12 protein-coding genes are annotated in these 13,218 nt (G+C 36.4%); 8 read left to right on the top strand and 4 right to left on the bottom strand.

Going from position 1 to position 13,218, the window contains the following annotated elements; translation table 11 throughout:
- Positions 1-134: 134 nt before the first annotated feature.
- The 4 genes from GOQ16_RS03625 (at position 135) to GOQ16_RS03610 (ending at position 5,046) form a co-directional block, all read left to right on the top strand.
- Positions 135-1,322 (top strand): DmpA family aminopeptidase, encoded by a 1,188-nt coding sequence (locus GOQ16_RS03625; protein WP_160067994.1) that lies wholly within the window; start codon positions 135-137, stop codon positions 1,320-1,322.
- The gene (locus GOQ16_RS03620; RefSeq protein WP_160067992.1) at positions 1,291-2,394 is read left to right on the top strand and encodes a serine hydrolase domain-containing protein; all 1,104 of its coding nucleotides are present in this window, start codon (positions 1,291-1,293) and stop codon (positions 2,392-2,394) included. The genes GOQ16_RS03625 and GOQ16_RS03620 overlap by 32 nt, the downstream gene beginning before the upstream one ends.
- 485 nt (positions 2,395-2,879) lie before the next feature.
- On the top strand, positions 2,880-3,626 hold the full coding sequence (locus GOQ16_RS03615) for an aspartate/glutamate racemase family protein (RefSeq protein ID WP_160067990.1): 747 nt from the start codon (positions 2,880-2,882) through the stop codon (positions 3,624-3,626).
- Positions 3,627-3,636: 10 nt separating this feature from the next.
- Complete coding sequence (locus GOQ16_RS03610) at positions 3,637-5,046, top strand: aldehyde dehydrogenase family protein (RefSeq protein ID WP_160067988.1); 1,410 nt, start codon at positions 3,637-3,639, stop codon at positions 5,044-5,046.
- A 61-nt stretch (positions 5,047-5,107) separates the two neighbouring features.
- Here the strand turns inward: GOQ16_RS03610 and GOQ16_RS03605 are convergent, their stop codons facing one another.
- Positions 5,108-5,455 carry a phage holin family protein gene (locus tag GOQ16_RS03605; RefSeq protein ID WP_149914753.1) on the bottom strand — a complete coding sequence of 116 codons (348 nt, stop codon included), beginning with the start codon at positions 5,453-5,455 and terminating at the stop codon, positions 5,108-5,110.
- Between the two features lie 164 nt (positions 5,456-5,619).
- On the opposite strand from GOQ16_RS03605, the gene GOQ16_RS03600 reads away from it, so the two are divergent.
- The 3 genes from GOQ16_RS03600 (at position 5,620) to GOQ16_RS03590 (ending at position 8,761) form a co-directional block, all read left to right on the top strand.
- Entirely contained in the window at positions 5,620-6,048 is a 429-nt protein-coding gene (locus tag GOQ16_RS03600) for a DUF2147 domain-containing protein (RefSeq protein WP_160067986.1), read from the top strand.
- Positions 6,049-6,193: 145 nt separating this feature from the next.
- On the top strand, positions 6,194-7,384 hold the full coding sequence (gene kbl, locus GOQ16_RS03595; RefSeq protein WP_160067984.1) for a glycine C-acetyltransferase: 1,191 nt from the start codon (positions 6,194-6,196) through the stop codon (positions 7,382-7,384).
- A gap of 117 nt (positions 7,385-7,501) precedes the next feature.
- Positions 7,502-8,761, top strand: coding sequence for a serpin family protein (locus tag GOQ16_RS03590; RefSeq protein WP_160067982.1), 1,260 nt, complete (start codon positions 7,502-7,504; stop codon positions 8,759-8,761).
- Between the two features lie 129 nt (positions 8,762-8,890).
- On the opposite strand, the gene GOQ16_RS17995 is transcribed toward GOQ16_RS03590, so the two are convergent.
- Entirely contained in the window at positions 8,891-9,022 is a 132-nt protein-coding gene (locus tag GOQ16_RS17995; RefSeq protein WP_262886246.1) for a hypothetical protein, read from the bottom strand.
- A 277-nt stretch (positions 9,023-9,299) separates the two neighbouring features.
- Between GOQ16_RS17995 and typA the strand changes: the two genes are divergently transcribed.
- Positions 9,300-11,105, top strand: coding sequence for a translational GTPase TypA (gene typA, locus GOQ16_RS03585; RefSeq protein ID WP_160067980.1), 1,806 nt, complete (start codon positions 9,300-9,302; stop codon positions 11,103-11,105).
- Positions 11,106-11,184: 79 nt separating this feature from the next.
- Here the strand turns inward: typA and GOQ16_RS03580 are convergent, their stop codons facing one another.
- Together GOQ16_RS03580 and GOQ16_RS03575 are read right to left on the bottom strand one after the other, a co-directional pair.
- Positions 11,185-11,685, bottom strand: a complete 501-nt coding sequence (locus tag GOQ16_RS03580) for an ecotin family protein (protein ID WP_160067978.1) — start codon at positions 11,683-11,685, stop codon at positions 11,185-11,187.
- A 99-nt stretch (positions 11,686-11,784) separates the two neighbouring features.
- A complete protein-coding gene (locus GOQ16_RS03575; protein ID WP_160067976.1) occupies positions 11,785-13,092 on the bottom strand; it encodes an IS1380 family transposase in 1,308 nt (435 codons plus the stop codon).
- Positions 13,093-13,218 lie beyond the last annotated feature (126 nt).

Raw genomic sequence — 13,218 nt, 5'->3', positions numbered from 1 at the left:
CAAAAATATTTAACCTCGCTTAAGTCTTTCCAGCGAGAACCCCAACGCCAAATCTCCTAATTCCTCAATTCTTTTAAAATATAACTTTCCCTTATTAAGTTCTTTTAGTATTTTCAAGCATTTTAATGCCACCTATGAAAATACTTACCTCTGCCTTGTGCTTGGCTATTGGCTTTAGCACATTATTAGAATCAAAAACCTTTGCACAAGAAAAAAGAAGTCGTGCCCGTGAATTGGGTATAACGACGGGTATACTGCCAACAGGAAAATGGAATGCTATCACGGATGTTACTGGCGTAAAAGTTGGTCATACCTCTGTTATACAAGGCGATAATGTTCGCACGGGTGTAACTGCTATTATCCCACATGAAGGCAATATTTTTCAAGATAAAGTTGCTGCTGCAGTTTATGTCGGTAACGGTTTCGGAAAAATGATGGGCATTTCGCAGATTCAAGAACTGGGAAATATTGAAACCCCTATCCTATTGACCAATACACTGAACGCTCCTAAAGTTGCAGATGCGCTTATAGATTATATGATTAAACTTCCCGGAAATGAACGTGTGCGCTCAGTGAACTCTGTTATCGGTGAAACGAATGATGGCGGGCTTAATGATATTCGTGGTCGCCATGTACAAGCGCAACATGTATTACAAAGTTTGACTAAAGCCACTTCAGGTTCTGTAGCCGAAGGAAATGTTGGTGCGGGTGTGGGTACGGAAACATTAGGATTCAAAGGCGGCATCGGGACAGCTTCGCGTAAGTTACCTGCTTCCAAAGGCGGCTATACCGTTGGTGTGTTGGTGCAATCCAATTTCGGAGGCGTATTGCAAATTAACGGTGCTCCTGTCGGAAGAGAACTCCAAAACTTCTATATGATGGAGAAAAAAGAGCCATACAAAGCCGACGGATCGTGTATGATTATAATTGCTACGGATGCACCGTTATCTTCGCGTAATCTCGAAAGACTTGCCAAGCGTTCATATATTTCCTTTGGTAATGTTGGGGGATTTTCTTCCAATGGTTCGGGCGATTATTCTATAGCTTTCTCTACAAATCCAGCAGTTCGCGTGCCGTATAACAACAAAAATCAAATTGAAATAGACGTGAAGGATGTGCATAATGACGAGCTCTCCGCATTATTTATGGCGGTATGGGAAGCAACGGAAGAAGCCTTGTTGAATTCGATGTTTATGGCAGAAGATATGACAGGAATAAACAACCGTACAGTGAAAGCACTGCCTATCAAAGAGACTTTGGAAATTTTGAAAAAATACAACGCATTGAATCATGATAAATTACCAAAAGCTATTTCGAAGTAATTTTCTTGTTTTGCTCTTTATTGTAGGCAGCATTAATGTTACTAAAGCGCAATCCAAAGAAGAAAGGCTTAGTGAAATTGCTAAAGAAGTCGGAATTCCGGGAATGCAGATTGCTTACGCCAAGGGGAGTAAGATGCAGGTGTATACACATGGTACAAAGAAATTTGATACAGCTGATGCGATAGATAAGCACACAAGATTTCAAGCCGCATCACTAACAAAAGTTGTCGCTGCTTACACGTTTTTTCGCTTACTCGATAAAGGTGTTATTGAATTAGACAAGCCTTTATTAAGTTATTACAGCTACAACAGGTTATGCAACACTGCTGGAGCTGAAAAAATAACAGCGCGAATGGTGCTCACACATCGCACAGGATTGCTGAATTGGGAAGGCGATGTTCCATCTGCGACATGGCGCGCAACGCCTTTGACTTTGCAGTTTGAACCTGGAACAGATTATATGTATTCGGGTGAAGGATTTTATTTTCTACAAGAAACTTTGGAATATATCACCAAAAAATCTTTTCAAGCTTTGGTAGAGGAAGAAGTCTTGCAACCTTTAGGCTTAAAAAACAGCAATATCGTATGGAACGATTCTCTAGAATCGAATGCTGCCTATGGTCATTATTCCTTAGAAAAACCAAGAAGATTGAGTAAATACGCCAAAACTAACGCTGCATATACACTTTATACCACAGCCGAGGATTATACAAAATTTGTACAAAAAGTATTCTTTGAAGGATTTGGATTAAAAAAATCTACGCATAAATTATTGTTAGAAAAAGCTTCCCAAGCGAAAAAAGGCAAAGAAATCGATCCTACGGACAAATACGTGCCATGTGCATTGATTTCTAGAATGCAGATTAACGAAAAAGGGACAGCCTATTGGCATACAGGTTCAAATCCAGGATTTCGCTGTTTTTTTATTACATACCCAAAATCCAAAGAAACATTAGTAGCCTTTATGAATACGGACGAAGGTTTCCCAGCGATGAAGAAATTAATGCAACTATTTCTAGACAACAAACAAACTTTCTGGGCGTACGATTGGCGGGAAGGAGAATTAGATTAAACAAAATGATAGGAATTGTGGGAGGAGTATGTCCACGAGCTTGACTAGAGAGATTTAAAATAACACACTCCTATTCAATAAATGCAAATACCGTTGTAACGTGAAAAATGTCGCCTTAGCGACGAGTTTTTGGTTACTTTTTGAGGAAAAAAAGTAACTGCCTACCCGGCATTAGGGCTAAACATATATTCTTAAATCGAATTAATGTAAGATTAAACAAAATGATAGGAATTGTAGGAGGAGTAGGTCCACGAGCTTGACTAGAGAGATTTAAAATAACACACTCCTATTCAGTAAATGCAAATACCGTTGTAACGTGAAAAATGTCGCCTTAGCGAGTTGCCATTTGCAGGAATGTCGAAACATTGTGGCAACTCGGTACAGCGACGAGTTTTTGGTTACTTTTTGTGGAAAAAAGTAACTGCCTACCCGGCATGAGGGCTAAACATATATTCTTAAATCGAATTAATGTAAGATTAAACAAAATGATAGGAATTGTAGGAGGAGTAGGTCCATTAGCGGGACTCGATATTTTTAAAAAAATCATTGAAGAAACAATTGCGACAAAAGACCAGGAACATCTACCTGTGATTCTCTCGTCAAAACCGCATCGCATAGCGGATAGAACAGCGTTTTTACTTCAAAATTCGAATGAAAATCCGGGCTATGCGTTATTAAAAATCATTGAGGAATTAGATAATTCAGGTGCAGAGGTTGTTGCCATTCCGTGCAATACGGCACATGCACCAGCTATTTTTGATATTATCACAAGACAACTTCAAGATTCCAAATCAAATATCAGGCTTTTGCATATCGTAGAAGAAACCGCAAAGTTTATTAAATCCAACCACCCCGATAAAATGGTTGGCGTATTGAGCACAACTGGAACGCGAGACACAAGATTGTACGCAGATATTTTATCAAATTTTGGTATTTCTAATATTGCACCAGATGATGAACTTCAACCGCTTGTGCATGAAGCGATATATAATGAGCAGTATGGAATAAAAGCATTTTCATCACCTGTCACGTCCAAAGCAACGGACAACCTGATTCAAGCGATTTCAGCTTTGAAAAAACAAGGTGCACAAGTAATTGTTCTAGCTTGTACGGAATTACCTTTAGCTTTGACAGAAAAATCTTATTTTGGCATACCAACGGTTGACCCCAATAGAATTTTAGCTAGAGCTTTAATCGAGCATATAGCTCCTGAAAAACTAAAACCCATTTAATATAAAACATATGGAGGACAGAAATTTTGACTATATAAACAAGTTGTACCAAGCCCAAGTCGCTTTTAAAGATCAAGCGAAGCGCATTTCTATTAGCGAAAGAGTAAACTTGCTTAAGAAATTAAAGAACCTGATCCACCAAAATGAATCTAAAATAAAAGCGGCTATCTATAATGATTTTCGTAAGTCAGCTATTGAAACGGATACTACGGAAATTTTAGCAAGCATTTTAGAACTAAATCATATCATCAAAAATTTAAAGAAATGGGCTAAACCAAAATCTGTTGGTACTTCGTTGCTTTTTGCTACCACTTCAGCAAAATTGGTTTACGAGCCTAAGGGTAATACACTAATTATCACCCCTTGGAACTACCCTTTTCAGCTTCCTATTGTGCATCTTGCAGGTAGTATTGCGGCTGGAAACACAGTCATTCTCAAATTATCCGAGTTTACACCACATATAAATAAGGTCATAAAAGAGTTGTTAGCAGACCTATTTGACAAAAATCATGTCGCTGTTTTAGAGGGAGAAGTGGAAGAAACCACACATGTGCTAAAACTGAAGTTTGATCAAATTCATTTTACAGGATCTCCAGCTGTTGGTAAAATAATCATGGAAGCTGCTGCAAAGCACCTCACGGACATCACCTTAGAACTGGGTGGCAAAAGTCCCGTTTTTGTTGATAAAAACATTAATATCAAAGAAGTAGCACGCAACCTGATTTGGGCAAAATTTGTCAATATGGGTCAGACCTGTATAGCACCAGATTATTTGTTGGTGGATAAGTCCATTGAAAAAGATTTTGATAACGCTATACAGGAAGAAATTCAAAACGCTTTCGGTGAGAATCCAAGAGAAAGCAATGATTTGGCACGTATTATTAACCAAAAACAATACGATAGACTGATTAGCTATTTGGACGAACTCCAAAATTCAGAAACAAAATGGGTTGTCAAAGGTGAGCATGATAGATCCACTCTATTCATTCATCCTACAGTGATTAAAAATTTGCCGTTAGACGCAAAGATTATGCAAGATGAAATCTTCGGTCCAATATTGCCAATTCTATATTACACAGATGTTCAAGAAGCGTTGGATATAGTAGCTAAGAAAGAAAAGCCTTTATCCTTATATATTTTCAGTCACGAAAAAGAATATATAGATCATGTTATGAACAATTCAACTGCCGGAGGTACAACCATCAATGACGCGATGATACATATCATTCATCCGAATTTACCTTTTGGTGGTGTGAATAATTCAGGTATTGGACAATCTTTAGGATATTATGGGTTTAAATCTTTTTCACACGAACGTGCGACATTAAAGGCTAACTTCTTCCCTATGAGTAAATTCTTTTGGTATCCTTACAACAGTAGAACTAAACAAGTCCTTAATCTTATCAAGAGGATTTTCTAAATTAAAAAGGTCTGTAAATTTCAAAATTTACGGACCTTTTTAATATCATATTGAAAATATATTATTTTTCGTCTCCTCTCACTTTTCCTATAATCATTTCTAATACAGCTACCACAATAGCAAATAATGTTGCATTCCAGAATCCACCTACGTCAAATTTTGAACCTAAAAGTGAATCACTTAACATGACCATTAATACCGTGATAATAAAAGAGATCAACCCAAATGTCAACCAATTCAATGGAAATGTGAACAATCTTAAAAGTCCGCCAATTAAAGCATTCACCAAACCAATAACAAGTCCAGTAATAATTGCCCAACCAAAACCAGCAACTTGAGCGCCAGGAACTAGATATGCCGCCACCGCAACAACCAATCCTGTTAGAAGTAAAGAAATAATGAATCTCATAATGCCAAATGTATTTAAAATATACGTTAATTTCTAAGTTTTTCAACTTCAAAAGTAATGCCAACACAAAAGGGTTTTGGTAATAATCAAACATAACATTTTTATAATACTATGCTTGCATAATTTTTATTTTTTATATTTACATATACTAATTTGGAAACATTATGAAAAAGATACTTATAACATGCTATATTCTTTTAATAGCATTCTTTGCACAGGCACAATCAACTGATATTTTGGGTAAGTGGATGACTATTGATGATGAGTCGGGGCAAGCTAAATCTATTGTGGAGATATTCAAGAAATCGGATGGAAAATATTATGGAAAGATAGTAAAGTTGTTACAAAAACCAGAAAATGAAAATTGTGTCAACTGTAAAGATGATCGCAAAAACAAACCTCTTTTAGGATTAGAGATTATCCGCGGATTGAAAAAAGAGGGTAACGAATATACAGCAGGCAATATCACTGATCCAAAATCGGGAAAAACGTATAAATGTACGATCACGCGAGACGGAGACAAATTGAATGTACGTGGTTATATGGGATTTTCACTTATAGGAAGAACTCAAACTTGGACAGCCACAAAATAAACAAACACACTATTAATAACTAGGGATAGGCGGCAATTTTATCTTGTCGCCTTCTTTATTTAAAATCACACAAACGATTTCACAAAATTCAAGTATGTAAATATGCTATCTTTGTTTTAGTAGTTCATACTTAATCTCATATACTATGTATAAAACATTAAAGCCGGCGCTAGAAAAAGAGTTGGCCGCTATCAAAGAAGCTGGATTATATAAAGAAGAGCGCATTATCACAACACCTCAAGGTGCTGACATCAAAGTTAGTACAGGGCAAGAAGTGATTAATTTTTGTGCTAACAATTACTTAGGATTGTCTTCACACCCTCAAGTAATTGAGGCTGCGAAAAAAGCAATCGATACACACGGATATGGTATGTCATCGGTACGTTTTATCTGTGGTACACAAGATATTCACAAAGAGCTAGAAGCAAAGCTATCTAAATTCTTAGGTACTGAAGATACGATTTTATATGCCGCTGCTTTTGATGCCAATGGCGGTGTATTTGAGCCATTATTAGGTGCAGAAGACGCTATAATCTCTGACGAGTTAAATCACGCTTCGATTATTGATGGCGTACGTTTGTGTAAGGCACAGCGTTTCCGCTATAAAAACTGCGATATGGCAGATTTGGAAACACAACTACAAGCTGCTGCTGGCGCAAGACATAGGATTATCGTGACAGATGGTGCATTTTCAATGGATGGATCAATAGCTCCTTTGGATAAAATTTGTGATTTGGCAGATAAGTACGATGCTTTAGTAATGATCGACGAGTCGCACTGTTCTGGTTTTATTGGTAAGACAGGTCGTGGTACACACGAATTATTTGATGTAATAGATCGTGTTGATATTATCACTGGTACTTTGGGCAAAGCATTAGGTGGTGCTTCAGGAGGTTTTACTTCTGGCAGAAAAGAAATCATCGATATGTTGCGTCAGCGCTCTCGTCCTTATTTATTCTCCAATACCTTGGCTCCAGCTATCGCAGGTGCTTCTGTTGCAGTATTGGATATGTTGAGTGAAACGACTGAACTTCGTGATAAGTTGGAGTCAAATACGAAATATTTCCGTGAGAAAATGACGGAAGCGGGATTTGATATCCAACCTGGTTTTCACCCTATCGTACCAGTAATGTTGTACGATGCCAAGTTAGCACAAGAATTTGCGGCCAAAATGTTGGAAGAAGGCATTTACGTTATTGGCTTCTACTACCCTGTAGTTCCCCAAGGTAAAGCGCGTATCCGTACCCAAATATCTGCTGGACACGACATCGCACATTTGGATAAGGCTATAGCTGCATTTACCAAAGTGGGTAAAGAGCTAGGTGTGATTAAATAAAATATCTCTAATTTTATACTATATAAGAGATTCAGATTTGCTGAATCTCTTATTTTTTGTTCTCTTGTAGCAATTACCTATATTCATTCGTTATGGTTTTAACCAAAAAACTTGATTATGAATAAAGCTATCAATACTGCCATATTAGCGGCAATGTTCACCTTAGTAATCGCTACTTCTTGTAAAAAGTCCACTGAAATTTTTGAAGAAAAATCTTTAGATTTCTCTGCTCAAGAGAAGGAAATTGCAAAAGCTAGCAATGAATTTACCTTGAAAGCTTATGGACTCCTAAGTAATGATTTAAAACCTAATGAAAATCTATTTTATTCAGGCGTAAGTATGAGTTCGGTATTGTCTATGACAGCAAATGGTGCTGCCGGTAATACGTATGAACAAATGTATAAGGCATTAAATTTTGATAAATTTTCTGAAGACCAAATAAATAACTATCAATATAAATTGCTAACTACCTTACCATTTATTAGCAATTCCACGAAGTTAAACATAGCTTACGGAATATGGCATACTCCCGATCTCAATATACTACCCACTTTCAAAAGTACGGTTACGGAAGATTATAAATCAAGAATAGCCGTGCTGGATTACAGCAAAGCGGATGAAACCTTAAAGGATATAAATGGATTTATTGGCCGAAAAACCGAGCAGATGATTCCAGAATTCTTTCCAAATCTTCCTGCCGGAATGAAAATGCTTCTTGTAAATGCTATTTATTTCAAAGGCGAATGGGATAAAAAATTTGATAAAGGAAAAACGAAGAAAGATACTTTTTACCTTCAAGCTGGGAATACAGTTCAAACTGACTTTATGGAAATTACCCATAGTTTTGAAATGGCCACAACAACTTCATATCAAGCGGTGAAGCTTCCTTATAAAGACAAGAAATTTGAAATGATAATAGTTAAGCCTTCATCAAATTCGACATTAAAAACATTGCAAGAAAAATTCACTAGAAATGAAGCTGTTCAAGAAATGGATAACCAATTCAAAGATGCCTCTCTAATTCTCTCAATGCCAAAATTTAAATTTGAATATGAAATCGAATTAAATAATATGTTACAACAATTTGGTATGGCTGATGCATTCTATAATGCTGATGCATTCTATAATGTGGCTGATTTTTCAAGGATGGCAGATAATAAGCGACTTTTTATAGATAAAGTAAGACAAAAGGCAGTGATTGATGTGCATGAAGCAGGATCAGAAGCAGCAACAGTTACGGTAGTAGAAATGACTTATAGTTCGATTAGTTCAAGCGTCCCAACAAGAATTAAATACGACGAACCTTTCATCTTCTTATTACGTGAAGCTTCATCTGGACTCATTTTATTTATGGGGCAATACAATAAACCTGATTAATCTCTTTGCACTAACAAAGTGGAAAAAGAGTCGGGCGTCACTTAATATAAGTATTACTAAAGTAATAGGGGTCATAATTTCTTAATGGCCCCTTTATATAGTTTGATTTAAATAATGATTGAAAGTGTCCTAATTCAACTTTTCCACTCCTCTACGTTTATCTTTGGAAATAGCTTTATTTACAGAAAACAACCCTGATTTAACTTTATCAACCTTAATGATTGGCTTGACATAGATAAGCTTATGTTTTTGTTTTTCCATCGTGGCAGTAGTTAAAAGTGATTTCACAAACCAAATATACCCCACATTATCAATCCATTAAATAACTATGAATAGGTATTCTAATGCATTCAGTGTAACATTTATATCTTATTAAGCTAGATTATAAAATATTATTACCTGTTGGCTCGGTTCAATTAAGACCAAAAATTCAATAATCTAATGAGACCTAATACAATAGGTTAAAAAAAATCATAAATTTTCTATTCTCTTTTAGTATCTTTGCACCTCAAATTATTTTATAATACATTATCGCTCAATGCAAAATATTAGAAATATCGCGATTATCGCTCACGTCGATCACGGGAAAACTACGCTAGTAGACAAAATCTTACATTTCACAAATCTTTTTAGAGATAATGATGGTACAGGTGATTTAATTTTAGATAACAATGATCTAGAACGTGAACGCGGTATTACAATCGTTGCTAAAAACGTTTCAGTTCAATATAAAGGCGTTAAAATTAACGTTATTGATACACCAGGTCACGCCGATTTCGGTGGTGAGGTAGAGCGTGTATTGAAAATGGCTGATGGTGTTGTGTTATTAGTAGATGCGTTTGAAGGCCCAATGCCTCAAACTCGTTTCGTGACACAAAAAGCTTTAGCTTTAGGCTTAAAACCGCTTGTTGTTGTTAACAAAGTAGATAAAGAAAACTGTCGTCCAGAAGAAGTTTATGAGAATGTTTTTGATTTGTTCTTTAGCTTAGATGCTACAGAAGAGCAATTAGCATTCCCAGTATTATACGGATCATCTAAAAATGGTTGGATGTCTACAGATTGGAAAGAACCTAAAGAGGATGTTTCTGAATTGTTAGATGCCATCATCGATCACTTCCCTCCTTCTCCATTTGTGGAAGGTACATTACAAATGCAAATCACGTCATTAGACTATTCTACTTTCGTAGGTCGTATCGCTATTGGTCGTGTTGCACGTGGTACAATCAAAGAAAACCAGCCTATTTCATTAGTAAAACGTGATGGTAAAATTGTTAAATCACGTGTAAAAGAATTGCATACTTTCGAGGGCTTAGGCCGTCGTCGTGTTGCTGAAGTAGCTTGTGGTGATATTTGTGCGGTTGTGGGTATCGAAGGTTTTGACATTGGTGATACTATCGCAGATTTTGAAAATCCTGAGCAATTAGAAGTTATCAGCATCGATGAGCCTACGATGAACATGTTGTTCACGATTAATAACTCTCCATTCTTCGGTAAAGAAGGTAAATTGGTTACTTCTCGTCACATACATGATCGTTTACAAAAAGAATTAGAAAAAAACTTAGCATTACGTGTAGTTCCTACAGAATCTCCTGATGCGTGGTTGGTATATGGTCGCGGTATTCTTCACTTATCAGTATTAATCGAAACTATGCGTCGTGAAGGTTACGAATTGCAAGTAGGTCAACCTCAAGTAATCTTGAAAGAGATCGACGGCAAAAAATGTGAGCCTATCGAGGTATTAGTAGTTGATGTTCCTGCTGAAGTTTCGGGTAAAGTGATCGAATTGGTAACACAACGTAAAGGTGAGTTGTTGATCATGGAAACTAAAGGTGAAATGCAACACTTAGAGTTCGAAATCCCTTCACGTGGTATCATCGGTTTACGTAACAACGTATTGACTGCTACTGCTGGTGAGGCTGTAATGGCGCACCGTCTAAAAGGTTACGAGCCTTGGAAAGGAACTATTCCTGGACGTCTTCACGGTGTATTGATCTCATTGGATAAAGGTACTACAACAGCTTACTCTATTGATAAATTACAAGATCGTGGTAAATTCTTTGTTGATCCAGGAGCAGACATCTATGAAGGTCAAATCTTAGGCGAGCACATCCGCGATAATGATTTAACGATTAACATTGTTAAAGGAAAACAATTAACGAATATGCGTGCTTCAGGTACGGATGACAATACACGTATTGCACCAGCTATTAAATTCTCTCTAGAAGAATGTATGGAGTACATCCAAGCTGATGAATACATTGAGGTAACTCCGCAATCAATTCGTTTACGTAAAATTCACTTAACAGAGAATGAGCGTAAAGTGAATGCTAAAAAATACCAATAATATTGGAATCATACTATAAAATAACAAAGCCTCGAATCAGTGATTCGAGGCTTTGTTATTTTATAGAAAACATTAAAAATTATTTTGATCTTTCTTCTGCTGCAAAGTATGTTTCCTCTTCAGCTTTGTATATTATGAATTGTACTTGATAATCTTCAGGGACGTAAATTATAATCGGCAATTTCCCATTATAACGAACCATTTCGGGCTGCGCCGTTACAAAAAGATTTCTTTTTGCGGCATCAGGACAACCTATCATCGTGGAAGTAACTTGACCATTTGTTTTGAATACATAATAGTTGTATCCCCAACCTTGCAAATCTTTTGTCTCCAAAGTGCCTTGTAAATTAAAATAATTACAGCCATCCACTTCCATCCATTTACCAACTGAAAATTCTATTTTCTTCTGGTCATCTTTATCCGAATGCGGCACTTCTATAATGACTTTCTTATATCCTGCTTCTGGCTTTGGAAATATGGACAAATCTTGTTTTGTAATCACTTGTTGAGCCATTGCTTGAATTGATAATGCTATAAAGGCTACTAATAAGCCTAAAATTTTAATTCTATTTTGTTTCATAATAACTTGCTTTTACTATAAGACGATAATAAAACATAAAGGGTTACAGCAGAAAATGAAAATTAGTTGTTATTAACACTATTTAACCCGCAATATGCATTAGGAATAATTAAGCTTAGGGGGAAGGTTTTCAATTTTGGTAAATATTGAGTCCATCCATTGTCTTCTTTTTACAGGTAATGCTATTTTTAGCACCTTCTTTCCAGCATGGTTAGCCGTCCAAGCTCCTAATGCAAAGCAATAGGATTTCAATGTTCGATGTGTTGCCGTATTGCGTTCATTAAGTGCAAAATGTCGGAATAAACTGATTAAGTTATAAGCTACTATGATCATTCTGAAGGAAGCCTCTGTAGCCCAAAAATCCTTTAGACAGAAGTTTTCTAAACCAAAATCCTGTTTAAGTTCTTTGATTCTATTTTCACAATCCGCTCTGCTGTTATACAAATTCCATATTTGATCTAGAGGTAGATCCAAGTTAGTAACATAACAACTGAATCGATATCCAGGAAGGTCTTCGAATAACTTCCCTCCACTATTAGGTCTTTCTTCCATACGTTTTTTAACGATGATGTACCGATGGGGTTTTCCATTAGGATGGGAAAACCGCATTTCAGAAAGCTCAATACCTTTAGCTAGAGAGATCCACTCACGATTACCTAATACCTCAGATTTTACCGTCGAATACATACGAACAGCAATCACATAGTTTTTTTTTTCTTCTTCCAGATAGGATAAAATATCTTCTGTATAAAATCCGCTATCTGCGCGTACCAAACCTACTTTTTTACTGCTAAGACATTGCTCAAAAGTTTCTCGCATAAAACTAACACAAGAAGAACTTGCTGCTGTATTACCGGGGCGCAACCACGCATTAGCGACCATGCGAGTTTGACTGATAAAAGCCATCAAGGGATGATGTGAGTTACGACCTCGTTTATTAGGATTATAACCTTTGGCACTACCTTCTTGTTCTCCATGACGGGTAATAACTGTACTATAGAAGTCAACAGTGATGTTATTGATATCAAACTGATTCATAAACCAGTCTTGAAGAACGGGGAATACTTCGGTGTTTACCCTTTGATTAAATTCACCAAAATATCGACTATAAGTACTTTGAGAGGGCATCTGTTTCAAACAGAAAATATCTTGCAACACCTTATCATGACGTAACCAATCACAATGAATATAACGAGAAGCACCTGTCCAAATCCCAAGCCAAAACGATAAGATTAAGTCTTCAGGTTTATAACCTCGATTGGAGCCTGGGGATGGAAGCGAGAGCTGGGAAGGTTGTTCCATAATCCCAACTTTATCAACTAGGCGTTTCAATAAACTCATACCTCCAAAAGCAGTAACGGGCTTGTCTGAATATTCAATTGGCAAATTAACCATAATGGTGAACATTATTACACAAATAAGATACTTAAAGTTAAATACTTACAACAAAATATCAAAAGCTAATGCATAATCTAGGTTTAACAAAAGAAGCGTTAACATTTAATATGGTAACGCTTCTTATATACTAGTGAT

The sequence above is a fragment of the Sphingobacterium bovisgrunnientis genome, assembly GCF_009829085.1.
Classification (GTDB): Bacteria; Bacteroidota; Bacteroidia; order Sphingobacteriales; family Sphingobacteriaceae; genus Sphingobacterium; species Sphingobacterium bovisgrunnientis.
This window is presented reverse-complemented; position numbering and strand designations above follow the sequence as displayed.